Source organism: Galbibacter sp. L-19, assembly GCF_056857615.1.
The window spans coordinates 32179-50971 of record NZ_JBSXNL010000052.1 but is presented as its reverse complement, the minus strand read 5'-3'; the positions used below and the strand labels follow the sequence as shown (position 1 = coordinate 50971).

At 33.5% G+C, this 18793-nt stretch carries 16 protein-coding genes and 1 pseudogene; 5 read left to right on the top strand and 12 right to left on the bottom strand.

From position 1 onward, the window contains the following. Window positions 1–28: 28 nt before the first annotated feature. Window positions 29–1768 (top strand): annotated as a pseudogene (locus tag AC13CQ_RS08780) (M14 family metallopeptidase). A gap of 47 nt (window positions 1769–1815) precedes the next feature. Here the strand turns inward: AC13CQ_RS08780 and AC13CQ_RS08775 are convergent. After that, on the bottom strand, window positions 1816–2397 hold the full coding sequence (locus AC13CQ_RS08775; RefSeq protein WP_335588713.1) for an NUDIX hydrolase: 582 nt from the start codon (window positions 2395–2397) through the stop codon (window positions 1816–1818). A gap of 7 nt (window positions 2398–2404) precedes the next feature. Between AC13CQ_RS08775 and pyrE the strand changes: the two genes are divergently transcribed. Next, a complete protein-coding gene (gene pyrE, locus AC13CQ_RS08770; protein ID WP_008613434.1) occupies window positions 2405–3043 on the top strand; it encodes an orotate phosphoribosyltransferase in 639 nt (212 codons plus the stop codon). 10 nt (window positions 3044–3053) lie between these two features. Continuing rightward, window positions 3054–3449 (top strand): orotate phosphoribosyltransferase, encoded by a 396-nt coding sequence (locus tag AC13CQ_RS08765; protein WP_008613436.1) that lies wholly within the window; start codon window positions 3054–3056, stop codon window positions 3447–3449. A 92-nt stretch (window positions 3450–3541) separates the two neighbouring features. On the opposite strand, the gene AC13CQ_RS08760 is transcribed toward AC13CQ_RS08765, so the two are convergent. From AC13CQ_RS08760 to porV, 9 genes are all read right to left on the bottom strand, one after another. Continuing rightward, window positions 3542–5008, bottom strand: a complete 1467-nt coding sequence (locus tag AC13CQ_RS08760) for a DUF389 domain-containing protein (RefSeq protein ID WP_008613439.1) — start codon at window positions 5006–5008, stop codon at window positions 3542–3544. 6 nt (window positions 5009–5014) lie between these two features. Next, window positions 5015–6088, bottom strand: coding sequence for a mannose-1-phosphate guanylyltransferase (locus AC13CQ_RS08755; RefSeq protein ID WP_474506978.1), 1074 nt, complete (start codon window positions 6086–6088; stop codon window positions 5015–5017). Then, window positions 6088–6687: a SprT-like domain-containing protein gene (locus AC13CQ_RS08750; protein ID WP_008613444.1), complete on the bottom strand. Its 600-nt coding sequence runs from the start codon at window positions 6685–6687 to the stop codon at window positions 6088–6090. Before AC13CQ_RS08750 ends, AC13CQ_RS08755 begins: the two co-directional genes overlap by 1 nt. A gap of 11 nt (window positions 6688–6698) precedes the next feature. Next, entirely contained in the window at window positions 6699–7382 is a 684-nt protein-coding gene (locus tag AC13CQ_RS08745; protein WP_008613445.1) for an SDR family NAD(P)-dependent oxidoreductase, read from the bottom strand. Window positions 7383–7392: 10 nt separating this feature from the next. Then, window positions 7393–8364 (bottom strand): M28 family metallopeptidase, encoded by a 972-nt coding sequence (locus AC13CQ_RS08740; protein ID WP_337899919.1) that lies wholly within the window; start codon window positions 8362–8364, stop codon window positions 7393–7395. 371 nt (window positions 8365–8735) lie between these two features. Next, window positions 8736–10397, bottom strand: a complete 1662-nt coding sequence (locus AC13CQ_RS08735; RefSeq protein ID WP_337899920.1) for a pyruvate dehydrogenase complex dihydrolipoamide acetyltransferase — start codon at window positions 10395–10397, stop codon at window positions 8736–8738. A 5-nt stretch (window positions 10398–10402) separates the two neighbouring features. Beyond that, the gene (pdhA, locus tag AC13CQ_RS08730; RefSeq protein ID WP_008613448.1) at window positions 10403–11401 is read right to left on the bottom strand and encodes a pyruvate dehydrogenase (acetyl-transferring) E1 component subunit alpha; all 999 of its coding nucleotides are present in this window, start codon (window positions 11399–11401) and stop codon (window positions 10403–10405) included. 161 nt (window positions 11402–11562) lie between these two features. After that, window positions 11563–12054, bottom strand: coding sequence for a cytidine deaminase (locus AC13CQ_RS08725; RefSeq protein ID WP_008613449.1), 492 nt, complete (start codon window positions 12052–12054; stop codon window positions 11563–11565). A gap of 333 nt (window positions 12055–12387) precedes the next feature. Next, entirely contained in the window at window positions 12388–13545 is a 1158-nt protein-coding gene (gene porV, locus AC13CQ_RS08720; protein WP_008613450.1) for a type IX secretion system outer membrane channel protein PorV, read from the bottom strand. A gap of 353 nt (window positions 13546–13898) precedes the next feature. Here porV and gldJ point away from each other — a divergent pair, with 353 nt between their 5' ends. Both gldJ and AC13CQ_RS08710 read left to right on the top strand, forming a co-directional pair. Continuing rightward, window positions 13899–15542 (top strand): gliding motility lipoprotein GldJ, encoded by a 1644-nt coding sequence (gene gldJ / locus AC13CQ_RS08715; RefSeq protein ID WP_008613451.1) that lies wholly within the window; start codon window positions 13899–13901, stop codon window positions 15540–15542. Between the two features lie 70 nt (window positions 15543–15612). Next, window positions 15613–16893 (top strand): UDP-N-acetylmuramoyl-tripeptide--D-alanyl-D-alanine ligase, encoded by a 1281-nt coding sequence (locus AC13CQ_RS08710; protein ID WP_474506977.1) that lies wholly within the window; start codon window positions 15613–15615, stop codon window positions 16891–16893. 97 nt (window positions 16894–16990) lie between these two features. On the opposite strand, the gene AC13CQ_RS08705 is transcribed toward AC13CQ_RS08710, so the two are convergent. Beyond that, the gene (locus AC13CQ_RS08705; protein WP_008613458.1) at window positions 16991–17821 is read right to left on the bottom strand and encodes a ferritin-like domain-containing protein; all 831 of its coding nucleotides are present in this window, start codon (window positions 17819–17821) and stop codon (window positions 16991–16993) included. A gap of 74 nt (window positions 17822–17895) precedes the next feature. Continuing rightward, entirely contained in the window at window positions 17896–18624 is a 729-nt protein-coding gene (locus AC13CQ_RS08700; protein ID WP_474506976.1) for a ferritin-like domain-containing protein, read from the bottom strand. Between the last annotated feature and the right edge of the window lie 169 nt (window positions 18625–18793).

The window sequence follows — 18793 nt, the reverse complement described above, 5'->3', positions numbered from 1 at the left end:
GTTTCACCTAATTCGTAAAAAAAGCCTCATGAAAAAAATATCGGTTATTTTAATTATTCTAATCTCTTTTATAAAACTACAAGCCCAAAAAACCGATTTTACTACAGAGTTTGAAAAATCCAGAGGAAAAGCTACAGCTACTTATAACGAAACTATTTCCTATTTTACAGATTTAGCAAAAACATATCCTTCAATTAAAATAATAGAAGAAGGCCTTACAGATAGCGGAAAGAATTTACATCTAGTCCTTTTAAATCCTGATGAAAACTTTAATATAAAAGACATTAGAAAAAATAAAAGAATTCTTTTTATAAATAATGGAATTCATCCAGGTGAACCAGATGGAATTGATGCTACCATGATGCTTTACAGAGATATTGCTCAAGGCAAAATTAGTATCCCTAAGCATACCGTATTGGCTACAATTCCAATTTACAATATTGGAGGATCTTTAAATAGAAATAGCACTTCTAGAACTAATCAAAATGGCCCTTTAGCATACGGATTTAGAGGAAATGCGAGAAACTACGACCTCAACAGAGATTTTATAAAAAACGATACTAAAAATGCCCAAGCATTTGCCAAAATATATCACTACTTACAACCCGATGTTTTTATTGACAACCATGTAAGTAACGGTGCCGATTATCAATATATTTTAACTCATCTTTTTACGCAACACAACAAACTAGGAGGAGAAGCCGGTACATACCTACATGAGCAACTTATGCCAGAAATGATTGCTTCTCTTAAAGAAAAGGATTACGACATTACTCCTTATGTAAATGTTTTTAATGAAGTTCCTGAAAAAGGGTTTTCACAATTTTACGATGCTCCTCGGTATTCTACGGGCTACACTACCCTATGGAATACACTTGGAATGATGGTAGAAACGCATATGCTAAAAGACTATAAGAAAAGAGTTTACGGAACTTATGAATTGATGCGGAGCATGATTGAAGTTATCGAAAAAGATTATAAAAAAATTAAAGCAGTAAGAGAAGCTACCAGCAATTCTTTTTTAAATGCTGAAAGTTATGCGGTTAATTGGGAGGTAGATAAAAGCAAACACTCTACCCTAAATTTTAAAGGCTTTGAAGGCGAACGCATTCCAAGTGAAGTAACAGGATTAGAACGTTTAAAATATAACCGAAATAAGCCTTTTACAAAAGAAGTTACTTATTATGATACGTTTAAAGCAACAAAAACTGTTCAGGTTCCTGAAGCGTATTTAGTTCCAAAAGCATGGACCAAAGTGGTTGATTTATTAAAACTAAACAACGTTGTTTTAGATGAAATAAAAGATACTAAAGAATGGAATGTAGAAGTTTATCATATAGCAGATTTTTCTACAGTTGAGAGTCCGTATGAAGGTCATTACCTACACAAAAACACCTCTGTTACAAGAGAAAAAGAAACGCAACTTATTAACGCAGAAGATTATTATTTAATTAGAACTCGTCAGAAAAGTATCCGTTATATTTTAGAGACCTTGGAGCCAGAAGCTGTTGATTCTTTTTTTAACTAGAATTTCTTTGATACTATTCTTCAGCAAAAAGAAGGTTTTTCGCCTTATGTTTGGGAAGACAAAGCACTAGAGTTTTTAAACAACAATCCAGCTGTAAAAAAGGAATTTGAAGCTAAAAAAGTAGCCAACAAAGACTTTGCAAACAGTTGGTATGCGCAATTAGATTGGATCCATAAAAAATCTCCTAATTACGAAAAAGCACATTTAAGATATCCTATTTATCGAGTATTTGAAAATTAGATGTTGTTTCAAATATAATTCTGTATAAGTTTTTAAAGGGTTTCTGACTAAAACAATGTTTTTATATTTTCATAAGAATTTTCCATCAATTTAGGAATGTCGGATGCTGGTCGCCATTCGGCTAACTCAATATTTTCGTTACATTGTGGCACTAAAGTACCCTTGTACTTACTCGTCATTAAAAACCAATGCGTTTCTTTTAATTTATAAGTACCATTTCTTTTAAAAATATGGTATGTTTTTTTAAGAAAAGAATCTATTTTTAGCTTCTTTACACCCGTTTCTTCTTCAACTTCACGTATAGCAGCATCTTCTATAGTTTCCCCTTTATCCACTTTTCCTTTGGGCAAATCCCATTTACTATTTCTAAAAATAAATAAAATTTCATCTTCTTTATTTTTAACTAATCCCCCCGCTGCAATGACCAACGGTATTTTTTTTAGGAATTTTTTCATCAGAACCTTCTCATCCTCATAATATATATGGGCGCATTTTATTTTACCTTTATTTAGTTGATGAATTACATCAACAATATCAACAGTTTCCATTAGAAACAATTTGAAATCTGTTTCTTTTTCAATCTTATTGGTTAAAATAATGCGATGTTCATTTACAAAAACTTCATACATTTGCAACATGGTTTTAGATAAAGATACCGCTAAAAAAACAGCAGAACTTTTATTGCAAATTAATGCAATAAAGTTGAATCCGAAAAATCCTTTTACATGGGCTTCCGGATGGAAATCACCAATTTATTGTGATAATAGAATAGTACTATCCTTTCCTCCTATCAGAAATTACGTTAGAGAGCATATGGCAAAGCAACTCGAAGAGCTTTATGGAAAACCCGATGTTATAGCCGGGGTTGCCACTGGAGCTATTGGAATTGGAATGCTTGTTGCCGAGGTACTTAGTCTTCCATTTGTATATGTTAGACCAGAGCCTAAAAAACACGGACGAGGAAACCAAATTGAAGGTTTTTTAGACCGTGGACAGAGCGTTGTTGTGGTAGAAGACTTAATTAGTACTGGAAAAAGTAGCTTAAACGCTGTTAAAGCTTTAAAAGAAGAAGGCGCTAATGTAAAAGGAATGATTGCTATATTTTCCTACGGCTTTGATGTTGCTGATGAGAATTTTAAAGAAAATAATGTTTCTTTATATACATTAAGTAACTACGAGCATTTATTACAACAAGCGGTAGATACCAACTACATCAACGAAAAAGAACTAAAGACGCTACAGGATTGGAGAAAAGATCCTGGAAATTGGAAATAATAATAGCACCATGAAGTTAGAAACAGAAAAAAAGACCGTAAATAAATCTGCTGAAGAATTATATAATTTTTTAGGTGATGTAAAAAACTTTGAAAAACTAATGCCAGAAAACATTAGTAAATTTGAAGTTTTAGAAGACGATAAGTTTCTTTTTGCATTAAAAGGAATGCCAGAAATCGTTCTAAAAATGAAAGAAAAGCAACCGCATAATAAAATTGTATTAGGAGCTGCAAGCGAGAAACTTCCGTTTACACTAACTGCGGATATTGAGAGTTTAGCTGCTGATAAAAGCGAAGCAAAACTAACTTTTGAAGGAGAGTTCAATGCAATGATGGGAATGATGATAAAAGGCCCTATTACAAGCTTTATAAACACCTTAACAGATAATATGGGTAAAGTTTCTTAACAAACAATACCTTATACATTACACATTACAAAAAAAGGGTTAGACGCTGTCTAACCCTTTTTTTGGTAGTAAATTATATCATCAATGGAAAACTAATCCAAATATTTCACCTCTATTTTATCATTCTTCATTCGGACTTTAAGCCATTCTGTCAACTTTTTAGAAGCTTCTATTTTCTTTTCAGACGACATTCCTTTTTCCCATTTTATAATAAACATCGGGATGGTGTCAATCTTTTTAAAATCGGTTTTGATTTCATTACCAAAACCTAGCTCTAAAATATTACTGTAGTTTATCTTAATTTCTTTACTTATTTCCTGAAACGGCACTTCGTTATAGGCAAATCTACTTAAACGGTCTATTTCCTTTTCAAGTACTTTTATCTGCTCATCTTTTGTAACAATTTCTTGTTTTTTAGCTTCGTATAGTTCATTTACATATTGAAACTTATCAAATTGTTTGTTTTCACCCCCCATAATAACAAGTTCAGCATTTTGCAATTTCGAGTATGATTTCATTTTTTCACGCCAAGTTTCTTGAATATTTTTAGGAATTGCAGCATCTCCCATAAAAACCAATTCTATTTTGGATCCTTTTCCTTTATTATATTCTATTACAGAGTACTTATCCAATAAAAACCCTCCATCATCAAACTTATATGGCTTTACATCGTCATTAATAAACTTGGTAGCTTGATTTTTAAAATTAGACTCTTGCAACACATCATAAAAAGTTTTTCCAGCAGGAATCATTACCAAAATGGCAAAAATGGAAGCTATTTGAGCAATGCGTTTACGCTTTTTAGAATTTACATATTTCACCATTGGGAAACGCAGTACCTTTAATACAATAAATGTTGCCAAAGCAATAAAAATGGTATTAATTAGAAAGAGATACATGGCTCCCATTGCATAATCTACATTCCCTTTTGCCAAACCAAAACCTACGGTACATAATGGAGGCATTAAGGCTGTAGCAATTGCAACACCAAAAATAACACTGGCAATAGTTCCCTTTTTTGCTCTTGCAATAACCAAAGCAGTACCCCCAAAAAATGCAATAAGCACATCTCGAATATCTGGTGCTGTTCTGGCTAAAAGCTCAGAAGACTCATCTCGTAAAGGAAACAATTTAAAGAATAAAAAAGCAGTTAGAATACTTAAAATTACCATTACGGCAAAGTTCTTAAGAGATCTTCTTAAGGTATCAATGTCATTAATAGCTAAAGACATTCCAATACCTAAAATAGGCCCCATAAGAGGAGAAATTAACATGGCTCCAATAACCACTGCTGTTGAATTAGCATTTAACCCAATAGATGCAATAAATATTGAGCAAATTAAAATCCAAGAAGTATGCCCTTTAAACGGAATATCGTTTACTATACTTTCTTTAGTAGCCTCTTGATCGGTATTATTTCTAATATCCAATAGCTCAGAGAAAAATAATTTTAAACTCCCCAAGAAACCAGAGAAATCTCTCTTCACCTTTTCTTGGCTGCTATTATCGGTAGGCGTAATATTATCTTGCCCTAATCCGTTTTTCTTTTCTTCTTCCATGTTTCACTATGAATCAGTAAATTTAGTATTCAACCTTTTTAGGAGATCTTTTATCTCTTGCTCTTTTTTCTTAGGGTAAATTAGTAGCTTATCCTTTTCATCTATAACTATATAATTTTTCAAGTCGCCAATAACTACTGTTTTATTTTTTGAAGTATGAATTATATTTCCTTTACTATTTTCCAAAAGTGTTTTAGCATTTACAATAGCATTTTTATTATCGTCTTTTGGTAATTCATTATACAAAGCTCCCCATGTTCCTAAATCATTCCAATCAAAAGAAGCTGGTAGCACATATATATTTTTTGAAGGCTCCATAATAGCATAATCAATAGAAATATTTTCAGCCTCAGGATATGCTTTCGCTATAAAATCTTTTTCTTTTTCAGTATTAATATCATCAAAACCTGTTAAAAACTGGTTCAACATTGGAGCTTGATATTTTTCAAAAGCATTTAAAACACTTTGTACATTCCAAACAAATATTCCTGCATTCCATAAAAAATTCCCTTGTTTTATAAACTTTTTCGCTGTTTTATAATCGGGTTTCTCACAAAAACGTTCCACTCTTTTTACAACTTCAGAAGCATTTTTTTTATGCTCAATATAACCATATCCTGTATTCGGAAAAGTAGGTTTTATCCCCAAAGTCATTAAAACATCCTCATTTTCACAAGTCTCAAAACATAATTTAATATCGTTTACAAAACTATCTTCTTGCTCAATCCAATGGTCGCTTGGAGCAACCACTAGCATAGCATCTGGATTTTTCTTTTTTATTTTTAGGGAGGCATACAATATACAAGGAGCTGTATTTCTCATAGCTGGTTCTAGAATAACCTGTTCACTTTGAACAGTTGGCAATTGTTTCATTACCAAATCTCCATACTCTTCATTTGTTAAAATATAAATATTCTCTGCTGGAATAATTTTATTTAATCTACTGAAGGTTTTTTGAATAAGCGTCTCCCCCGTCCCCAGAATATCATGAAATTGTTTTGGCAGTGCGGCTGTACTAACGGGCCAAAAACGAGACCCGATACCTCCTGCCATCAATATTGCATAGTAATTTTTATTCATCAATCATTAATTAGTTCAACCTCCGCATTGGGTTGAAAAAGGTATACTCTTCCCGTATTAACTTCAACACACTCGTATCTTTTTACGCGTTTATTTCCTCTCTTAAAAACCTTTCCGTTGTGTATTCGAAAAACACTTCCTATTGGGAGTTCAAAGATATAATTTTTATTGTTTTGAGGATCAAATTCTTTCAGCGCTACAGAAAGATACGCATCGGTATCACTACTCGCTTTAGGGTTTTTAAAATGTCGGGCTAGCACAGGTAATAACGAACTAGGAAAAACTTCTGGTCTAATAAAGGGAAGCATCAATTGTTGAAACGTATATTTCCATTCCTGTCCGTGCGGCTTTATAAGTCGCCCATATTTTGTAAAAGCAACTAAATGAGCTATCTCATGCACTAGCGTAATTAGAAATCTATATTTATTTAAATTTGCATTTACAGTAATTTGGTGACTCCCATCTGGTAGTTTCCTGTAATCTCCATGTCTAGTAACGCGTTCATTTACAATTTTTAAATGTACATGATTGAGCTTTATCATCTCCAAACAAGGCGTTACCGCCATTTCTGGAATGTATTTAGATAGAATCTCACGCATTTATTTCCTTTTTACGGGGTGCTATTGCTAACCTGCAATAGTTTCCCATTATAAAATTTATTAGCATTTAAAGAAAATTCTGCAATATATGCTGCCATTTCTTCTGGAGTAGTTGGAGCTTTATAACCTGGAAAGGCTTCTTCTAACATCTCTGTTTGTACCGCTCCTAAAGCCAATACATTAAAAGAAGGGCCTGTTTCTTTATACTCTTCAGCCAATAATTCCGTCAAAGTAATTACAGCTGCTTTTGAAGAACTATATGCAGACAAGCCAGGGAATTTCATACTTCCTTGTACTCCTCCCATACTACTTATTGTAACAACATGACCGTTTTTTGGCATATGTGGCAGCACAAGTTGTGTTAGGGCAAATACTCCTATAACATTTACACGGTACACATCTTCCACCTCTTTCATCGAAATTTCAGCAAATGGCTTGTTTACAATACTCCCCGCATTATTTATAAGCACATCTACTTGTTTCCAATTTTCTTCAATAAAAGTTGTTACTTTTTTTAGTTGAATTTCTTCTGAAATATCACAGTCAAATGCTGTTACATTTGAAATATTAAGATTATTTACAGGCTTACAATTTCTGGAAAGCGCCAATACATTATGCCCTTGTTTTGATAACAATTGTACTAATTCAAATCCTATTCCTCTACTTGTTCCTGTAACAATAATATTTTTAGCCATTACGGTTAATTTATAGCGTATTCATTTTAATTTCCTTTGTTGGCGCGTTAGATATCTTTTCCAACACAGGAATCATTTCATTTATTACGTTTGCCATATGCTCAAAATCCATTTCACTAATCTCATCATCTACATGATGGTAATATGGATAGTTTTCAAAATCAAAGGTGCAAATAGTTTGTGCTGGCACTTTAAACGCTTCATAAAAAGGGTAATTATCGGATCTTTTAAAAAGGTTGTATTCTCCTGCTTTTGGTAAAAATCCAACTATATTTTTTCCTGCATAGGCATTCATCTTTTCAGCCATATTACTTTCCTTATATCCTGTAAGATAAGTTAACGCTTCACGCTGCATAGGCACGCCAATCATTTCAAAATTAATCATTGTATACAGATTAAAATCTTGGCTTTTTAATTTTTCAGCAAGATGCTCAGATCCTAAAAGTCCTTTTTCTTCAGCAGAAAACAAAACAAACAACAAGCTTCTTTTATTAGTTTTATGAGTTCCGAAATACTTAGCAAACTCAATTACTGCACTGGTTCCAGAAGCGTTATCATTAGCTCCATTGGCAATTTCATCTCCTTCTACAGCTTTTGCTGTTCCAATATGGTCGTAATGTGCTCCAATAACAACAAACTCATTTTTTAATTGTGGGTCGTTTCCTTCAACCATTCCTACAACATTATAGGTTGGTTTATCAAAATTTGTTAAGGTATCATGATAGGTTTCAAAATAAGGTTTCACCCCATTTTTCTTAAAAATATTTTCAATGTAGGAAGAGGCTGTGTTTATTCCTTCTGTTCCCGCTTCTCTACCGTTTAATTTATCTGAAGCTAGAAAAGACAAGTTTTTTTCTACTGAAGAAGCACTAGCTACTTTTTCTACAGAAACTTCTGCTTTTGAAGCTGTTTCTGTTACGGTAGTTGTAGTAGACTTACATGCAATTGCTACTAACGATAAGGCAAATAAATATTTTTTCACGTGTATAAAATTTAGTAATTATTTGATAATGAACAACGCTCTTGAATAGCCAAAAAGGCGTTCAATTAAAACCTATTAAATACCACTTACCAACTCTATTTACTGATATAAAATGCATCTTTTCCCTTTCTACTTCAAGATAAAAAGACGTAGCAAAGACTCACTATGTTTTATTTTTCTGTTTTGTATAAAGAAAAAAATCATCATTTTATTTTACAGTAAATTCAATCAATAACTGGTATAATTCTTTTCGATGCAAAACTCTTTAATAAACTCAGAGCAAGCATCGGAATTAAACCCTCTTAAGGGATTTAAATATACCAAAAATCCCGCATAAAGCGGGATTTCTATGTTTATTCTATAAAATTTATCTATGCTAACATGGTTACAGGGTTTTCTAAATACGCCTGTAATGTTTGTAAGAATTGAGCTCCAGTAGCACCATCAACCGTTCTATGGTCGCAGGCCAAAGTAACCTTCATTGTATGTCCAACTACAATTTCTCCATTTTTAACAACTGGTTTTTCAACAATACTTCCTACAGAAAGAATAGCCGAATTAGGTTGATTAATAATTGAAGTAAATTCTTGGATTCCAAACATTCCTAAGTTAGAAACTGTAAAAGTACTTCCTTCCATTTCGGCAGGAGTAATTTTTTTATTTCTAGCTTTTCCAGCTAAATCTCTAACTTGAGAACCAATTTGTGTTAAACTCATTTGGTCTGTAAATTTTAATACAGGAACCAAAAGTCCGTCTTCCACAGCAACAGCAACACCTATATGTACATGGTGATTGTAAACTGTTACATCATTTTTCCATGTTGTATTTACTTGCGGGTGTTTCTTAAGTGCCATTGCACACGCTTTAACTACCATATCATTAAAAGATACTTTAATATCTGGCAAAGCATTTATCTGACTACGAGAAGCCATTGCATTACTCATATCTGCTTCGATAGTTAAGTAATAATGTGGCGCTGAAAATTTAGATTCTCCAAGGCGCTTCGCAATAGTTTTACGCATTTGAGAATTTTTCTTCTCTTCCGTACTTTCTTCTCCTGCGGGTACAAATGGCATTGCCGATGGAGCCGATGAAGCTTGTTGAGAAGCAGGCGCAGCTGTTGTTGCGCTTTCTGCTGGTTTCTTATAATTTTCTATATCTTTCTTAACAATTCTACCGTTCTCTCCAGAACCGTTTACATTAGAAAGATCGATTCCTTTATCTTCAGCCATTTTTTTAGCTAAAGGAGAAACAAAAATTCTGCCGTTTGAAGTAGAAGTAGCTTTTGGAGCTTCTGCTATTTCTTCCTTAGGTGCTTCTGTTTTAGAAGAATCTGAAGAAGTTTCTTTTTCTTTTTTAGCTGAAGCAGTTCCGCCTCCTTTTGAAGCATTTAATACTGCATCAACATCTGTACCTTCTGGTCCAATAACAGCTAAAACATCATCAACAGGTGCCGATTGTCCTTCTTCAATTCCAACATAAAGTAGCTTTCCTGAATAAAAAGACTCAAACTCCATTGTAGCTTTATCTGTTTCGATTTCAGCTAAAATATCGCCCTCTTCAACATCATCTCCTACTTTTTTAAGCCATGAAGCAACAGTTCCTTCTTCCATAGTGTCACTTAGACGTGGCATAGTAACCACTTCTACACCTTCAGGAATTCCTCCTCCACCATTAGAAGTTTCTTCAGAAGATTTTTCTTCGTTAGATGCTTCTTTTTTACTCTCTTCTTTAGCTTCTGCTTTTGAATCTGAAGAATTTTCAGCTCCATTAATTAGTCCTGAAACATCTTCTCCTTCTTCCCCAATGATTGCCAAAAGAGAATCAACAGGTGCACCATCTCCTTCTTGTATTCCAATATGAAGAAGCGTCCCTTCATGAAACGATTCAAACTCCATTGTAGCTTTATCTGTTTCAATTTCAGCTAAAATATCGCCTTCTTCTACTTTATCTCCTACTTTCTTAAGCCATTTTGCAACGACACCCTCTTCCATGGTATCGCTCAAACGTGGCATGTTAATGATTTCTGCCATTATTTTTAAAGTTTATGCTGTAAAAATGGATAATCTTCTTGTTCGTAAACAACGTCGTACATTACATTCTTATCTGGGAAATCTGATTCCTCAGCGAATTTCTCGCACTCTTTTACTAAATCTTTTACTCGTTTGTCAATCTTAGCGATATCTTCATCCTTAGCATATTTCTTATCTAAAAGGATATCTTTAACTTGAGTAATTGGATCTATTTTTTTGTATTCTTCTACTTCGTCTTTAGTTCTATAGTGTTGAGCATCCGACATAGAATGACCACGGTATCTATATGTTTTCATTTCAAGGAAAGTTGGTCCTCCTCCAGAACGTGCTCTTTCTACAGCTTCATGAACTGCTTCGGCAACTTTAACAGGATTCATCCCATCTACAGGTCCACATGGCATATCAAAACCAAGACCTAACTTCCAAATTTCTTGTTCTTTAGAAGTTCTAGCTACAGAAGTTCCCATTGCATACCCATTGTTTTCACAAATAAAAACTACAGGTAAATTCCAAAGCATTGCTAAATTAAAGGTTTCGTGTAAAGAACCTTGGCGCACTGCTCCATCTCCCATATAACATAAAGTTACTCCGTCTCTTTTGAAGAATTTATCTGCAAATGCAAGTCCAGCTCCAAGTGGAATTTGCCCCCCTACAATACCATGACCTCCATAAAAGTTATGCTCTTTTGAAAAAATATGCATTGAACCTCCTAAACCTTGAGAAGTTCCTGTTGCTTTTCCATAAAGCTCTGCCATAACTCTTTTTGGATCTACGCCCATACCTATTGGTTGAACATGGTTACGATATGCAGTAATTAATTTATCTTTTTTAGGATCGATAGCATGCAAAGTACCTGCTAATACGGCTTCCTGTCCATTATAAAGGTGAAGAAAACCTCTTACCTTTTGTTGTATGTAAACCGCTGCCAGCTTATCTTCAAACTTTCTCCAAAATAGCATGTCTTCATACCATTTCAAGTAAACTTCTTTTGTAACTTTTTTCATCTATATTTTCTTTTTGCCAAAAATTTGCGCATTCAATTTAGAAAAACATTTAACATAAATAGCACCTTACCTAAAAGGTTACGTTTTTCTAAACGCAATACAAAAGTAGCGTTTTCAATAAAAGTGTAAAAATGAAAAAGTGCTTTTATAAAAGATTTTTGTTAAATATTATTCAAAGTAGCTTTTCCGAAGGTAAGTGGTAATAAATCTTTTATAGAATCTGCTTTAACTACTTTCCCTGTTTCCCCCATAAAATAGAGTGCTATGGGTGCTTTTTGATTTTCTTCATATTCAAACATTGATTGCCTACACGCACCACATGGAGGGGTTGGTGTTAACACATTAAATGCATCCGAAGAAGCAGAAATTGCCATCATTTTAATAGAAATGTTAGGATAAAGTGCCCCTGCTTGATAAATAGCAACTCGTTCTGCGCATAAACCAGAAGGAAAAACTGCATTTTCCTGATTATTCCCCACTACAACTTCATCATTTTCTAACACAAGTGCAGCTCCTACTCTAAATTTGGAATAAGGAGCATAGGCATTTTTACGAACATTTACAGCTTTGACCATTAATTCTCTAACTTCAGTAGGAAGTTCATCTAGAGAATCGAAAACAGTAAGAGTTGTTGTTATTTCAAGTTTTTTCATAATGCATTTTTAATCCTTCATAAAGGTTTTAATTCCCCGAGACTACTCATAATATGTGCTAAGTACTCTCGCTCAGATACCTTTTGAGCTAGTTTAAGATAATTCTTTTCCTGAACGCATTAGCAAAATACAATATTTTGATTGAAAACTATTAGTTTTTAGTTTGAGTATCTAAAATGAAAAAAGAAGTTTTCTTTATATTTTAAGGCTTCTTTATTTCATAATTAATTTTTATTGCTTTTTAATAATTACATGGAACATTAAAATAATCATTCTGCTTTGTATCTAAAAATTTAGACATGAATGTTTCAGTTTTAATCATTTAAACGCTATCTAATAATTATAATATTCATCTCCTAAATTAAAGGTAAGAGAAAATCGAAGCGTATTTTCTAATGGGTTTCTTACATTAGAAGTAGAGAATAAATAAGAAAGATCTATAGTTGTTGCTTTAAAAGTGAATCCTGCTCCTAGCGTAAAAAACTTTCTAGCGCCTTTTTCATCATTTTCATGAAAATACCCTGTACGCAAAGCAAAAGCCTCATTATACACATATTCAGCTCCAAAAGCCCAAGTAATCTCTTTTAACTCTTCACTAAACCCATCTGGAGCATCTCCAAAAGAAGTAAACATTCCAGAGAAAAAGCTTTCGTTATAATAATCGTCTTGAGTATCAATCTGACCATCCCCATTAGAATCACTCGGTGTTGGAACTAATAATTTATTAAATTCAGTATTTAATGAAAGTTTATTCATTGGATCAAAAATAAAATCGAATCCTGCTCCAAATTTCAAATTAGTTGGTAAAGGACTTTCTCTACTATCATCTTCATCATATTTCATTTTCGGACCGATATTAGAGATATTAAATCCTCCTTTCCAAACCCCGTTAAAACTATTATATGCTATTTCATGAGAACGATAATAACCTGCTACATCTACTGCAAAAGTGCTTGCAGAAGTACCATCGGTTGTTTCATCTTGATATTTTAAATCCGATCTAATAAACCTTCCAGCTACAGCCATAGAAAAAGTTTCACTGAGTTTTAATGAATAGGAAGCATCTAATGCCAATTCATTTGGTCTTACAATTGTTGGAGCAACTCCCATTTGAGCTTCATTCTCGGTAATAAATTCAATGTCTCCTAAACCAAAATAACGTATGGTTGCAGCCCATGCACTACGCTCGTTAATACGACTATAAAAAGAAGCATTTAACAAGGCAATATCATTAACAAGCTGACTTAAATAGGGGGTGTAACTAAGCCCTACTCCATATTCTCTTTCTGCAAAAGCATATTTAGCTGGGTTCCATTGTTGGGAAAACACATCTGGCGAAGTAGTTACTCCTAACTCTCCCATCCCTCCAGATCTAGCATCTGAAGCAATTGTAAGAAAAGGGACTGCTGTAGTTATTACTCTGGATTCATTTTGAGCTGAGGCATAAGCTGACACTAATAATAGACTCAGAAATAAAAAACTTAATCTCATTTAGTTTAGGTTGAATATTAAAACAAATATAAATCTTTATTGATTTAAGGCAAATATCACATTACAATATGCAATTAACGTATTATTAAGAATAATCTTGTGTTAAACTGACCTTTTTTATAAAATAAAATCTACAAAAATTAATTCCCCGCATATCTATACATTACAATCCCCAAAACCCGCTTATCAACAATATTCTATTTATATGAAATAATAAAATTGTTATTTCATCGTTTTTACAACAACGTAGCGAACTTTGACAACATTATACTCACAATTTTTATGAAAAAAATTGAATTAAAACACTTAATTACTATATTGCACACTTATTTAAGACAACTCAAATCTTAACTATGAAGAAGTATCTTTTTAACCCATATGTATTATGCTTAATAGCGTTTGCGAGTTTTACTAGCTGTAGTAATTCTTCAAAAAACACTTCTAGAGCTACTGGTTGGCAAATCAATTCTAAAGAAGGTGGTTTCCAATACAATACAAATTTTAAAGAGCAGGAAACTGCTCCCGGACTCGTATTTCTAGAAGGAGGAACCTTTACTAGAGGAAAAGTTCAAGATGATGTAATGCACGACTGGAACAACACACCTACACAACAACATGTTCAGTCGTTTTACATGGACGAAACAGAGGTTACCAACAAGATGTACATGGAATACCTTGATTACCTTAAAAGCGTTTACCCACCAGACGATCCAGCCTATGCAAACATTTATAAAGGAGCACTTCCTGATACACTTGTATGGAGAAATAGACTTGGATATAATGAAGTAATGACCAACAACTATCTTAGACATCCAGCATATGCTGAATATCCTGTAGTTGGAGTGAATTGGGTACAGGCTGTTCAATTTTCTGAATGGAGAACCGACCGAGTTAACGAATTACTTTTAGAACGTGAAGGGTATCTTGCTAAAAACAGTAAATATGCCGTAACTAACGGAGAAACTCAAGGAACATTTAGCACTGAAACCTACCTAAATAGTCCTGAAAATGTTTATGGCGGACAAATAGACTCCCTTCAAGGAAATGCAAAAAGAGATTCTACAAATGTATTTGCTAAAAGATCTAGTGGGGTAATTATGCCTTCTTATAGACTTCCTACCGAAACAGAATGGGAGTATGCAGCTGCCGCACTTGTAGGAACAAGAGAATACAATAATTATAGAGGTAGAAAAAAATATCCTTGGGAAGGGGAATACACCCGATCAGGAAAAAGAAAAAACCGCGGAGATCAACTTGCTAACTTTAAACAAGGCAAAGGTGACTATGGTGGAATTGCAGGATGGTCCGATGATAGTGCAGATATTACTGCTCAAGTAAAATCGTATCCTCCAAACGACTGGGGATTATATGACATGGCAGGAAATGTTGCGGAATGGGTTGCCGATGTTTATAGACCTATTGTTGATGATGAAGCTAACGACTTTAACTACTACCGTGGGAACGTTTACATGAAAACTTCTATTGGAGAAGACGGTAAAGTTCAAATTGTTGGTAGAGATGGAATTAAATATGATACACTAAGCAACGGTAGAATTGTTGCTCGTGATTTACCTGGGGAAATTGCAATGGTTCCTATCGATCAAAACGATACCTATTTAAGAACTAACTTTGACACCAGTGATAATAGAAATTATAGAGATGGAGATAAAGGTTCTACTAGATATTATGATATGTTTAATGAAGGAGAGGATTTAGAAGATTCTAAAAGAATGTACAATGCTCCTAAAAATAAAATCATAAGAGATTCTTTAGGAAATATTGTAAAGCAAATAGACGACTCTAATACAAGAACTACCCTAATAAACGACGAAGTAAGAGTTTATAAAGGAGGATCTTGGAAAGATAGAGCATACTGGTTAGACCCTGCTCAAAGAAGATATTTACCACAATATATGGCAACAGATTATATTGGTTTTCGTTGTGCAATGTCTAGAGTTGGATCTAAAGCTAAAGAGAAGAAAACACCAAGACATTAATAAAAAAATTTATAAATAATATAGGAAAAAGCTCTGAATTTATCAGAGCTTTTTTTTATACATTTATTCCATGACAACAGAATCACTACATACTTTATTTCTAACTACTACTGGCGCAGTTACAGACACTAGAAAGATTGAAAAAGACACCATGTTTTTTGCTTTAAGAGGAGAAAACTTTAATGGAAATGAATTTGCCGAAGAAGCTATAGAAAAAGGCGCCAAATTTGCTATTGTAGACGACAGAAGGTACAAAACTTCCGATAGAATTATTACGGTTAACAATTGTTTGTTTTCACTACAAGAGCTTGCTAAATTTCATAGAAAATATATAAACCCTACAATTATAGCGCTTACTGGAAGTAATGGTAAAACTACAACTAAAGAATTAATAAATGCTGTTTTATCAAAAAAATACAGAACGGTTGCTACCAAAGGAAATTTAAACAATCATATTGGAGTTCCATTAACACTACTCTCTATGGATAAAACCACTGAAATGGGAATTGTAGAAATGGGCGCCAACCACCTAAAAGAAATCCAAAGATTGTGTGATATTACTACTCCAAACTATGGTTATATTACAAATTTTGGAAAAGCTCATTTAGAAGGTTTTGGAGGAGTTGAAGGTGTAATTAAAGGGAAAAGTGAGCTTTATGACTTTTTAATCGGACGCTATAAAACAGTTTTTTTTAATGCTGAAGATGAAATTCAAATTGAAAAATTAAAGCATTATGATGCTAAAATAGGTTTTAGTCAAACTCCAAAAAGCGATTATCAAATTACATTTAAAAATGCAGATCCATTTGTTACGCTAGCATTTGAAGATATTACTATTAATTCTAATTTGATAGGCACTTACAACACTACAAACATTGCTGTAGCTATAACAATGGGAAGCTATTTTGAAGTTTCTAATAAAGAAATTAAAGAAGCCATTGAAGCATACAAGCCTTCAAACAATAGGTCTCAAATAATAAATTCCAAAAATTATAAAATTATTCTAGATGCTTACAATGCAAATCCTTCTAGCATGAAAGCTGCATTAGACAATTTTAATCAATTAAAAGACACTACCAAGCTACTTATTCTAGGAGACATGTTTGAATTAGGAAGTGAAGCAGAAAAGGAACATCAAACTATAGCAATGCTTGCTGAAAACTTAGATTTTGATGCTACTATTTTAGTTGGAGAGAATTTCTATAAAACAACAACCAACGCCTTAAAATTTAAATCTTTTGACGAATTAAAAGATTACATTATAAAAGAAATCCCGACTCAAAAAAATATTTTAATAAAAGGATCCAGAGGAATGGCTTTAGAGAGAATTTTAGAGTATTTAAATTCCTAAATCTTTAAATAGACAATTTGTATTTTTCTGAATTATTAAAAAAAAGGTCATTTAGAGTTTTAAACCCCTAAATGACCTCAACAACCAACCAAAAAATTTATTCTTCAACTATAAATAGACTAGCTATTGCTACGGCATCATCTCCAGATAATGCCTCATCATAAGCTTCGGTAGAAGCATCCATGCTAAAAGCAGCACCGCTACCCAAAGTAGTTACATCTAAACCACCTTGCATTACATTTTCCTCACCATTATAAACGGGCTGTGTTGCATCTGGCATTCCTGCACCTCTTTCATTTCCTGTAATCCAACCTTTCAAACCTCTTAACCTTCTAATTTCAGAAGCATGTCTAGCTTCCACAGAATGAATTTGCAAGGCGGCAGTTAAGAACGGGGAACCTAATAAATTTCCTGCCTGCCCTTTATATGCTCTCACTCCTGTATCTTCAAAAGCTTGTGCCAATGCTAATAATTGTGCATATGCTGTTTCTTGTCCAACTCCATTATCATTGAACGGATCGAAAGTACCGCCTACAGTAAAATCGAATGTTGGTTTTGAAACTGGAGTTACTCCAGCACCTTCTAAACCAGCTATTAAAAAGTCAACATGCGCTTGTTCATGCTTAGAAATCTGCATATAAACAGTTTCAGGTCTTCCAGATGGCAACACTCCCGATTGAAGGGCTAAATCGTAAAACTCATCTTCTAAATACTCTAAAGTTAAAGCTAATTGAAGCGCTCCTACTGGATCTGTATTCATAGATTGCGCATATGTTTTTTTAGGCATTGCTGCCAATCCTAAAGGAACTGCAGCCATAGCCGCTTTCTTCCCTAATGTTCCTAATGTCCCAAATATATCTCGTCTTGATGTTTTACCTTCTAAAATACTACTGGTAGTAAAATCATCTAAAAAATTTATAATATTCATCGTTTTATGTTTTTGGATTAGTTCAGTTTTAAACTGAAATAAATAATTTATTACTAACAACTAAAGGTTCTTAACTACGGTAAGTTATTCGCTGTAAATTCAGTTTTAATGAATCCTGTTGCAGATACGGCAGCCAAAATATCTGATGGATCTAAAGCTACATCTAAACCTGTATCTACAGTTACTACATCATCTCCAGCAAAGTCTGCCGAGTTAGGATTTATAAGTGTTCTTATTGCAGAAGCATGTCTTGCTTCTACAGAAACTATTTTTCCTGCTATTAATAAATAATCTGGATTAGAAATCAATCTTCCTGCACCATTATACGCAGCAACACCAGTATCCTCTAGTACTTTTGCAGTACCTAAAACTTGAGCTCTATTACTAAAATCCAAATCTCCATAATCAAACTCTAAAGTTGGCAACATTAAGTCTGTATTCCCTTCTACTGCTGCTGAAATTGCGGCATTAAAGAAATCTCTATGATTTACCTCATGGTAATACAAGTCTGTTAAAACTTGTCTTTCTTCATCTGTAATATTAGCGTAAAATGAATTTACAACCTTAGTGTAGAAATCTGCTTCCAGTTGCTCTAACGCATAGGCGTAATTTAAAACCCCTAGATCTCCTTCGCCTAAATCGAATATTCCACCTTCAGGCGGCGGCATCATATTTTGATCATCGTCATTACTACAAGCCATTAATAATCCAGTACCAGCTACCGCCAGTCCTCCCAATTTTAAAAATTGTCTTCTGTTATTAAAGCTCTTTGGTTGATGAACTTTTATTGTTGTCTTTTTCATAATTGATGTTTTTATGATTAATCTTCACTTATACTAACGAAGAAAAAAGACAAGCGGTTTTCTTAAAATTTTGTTAAAGTTAAATTTGATTAATTCTGTACAAAAAAAAAGACCGTTAACCACAAATATATCTTTTCATTCCCTGCTATTCTAACCGCAGCTCCTCAAG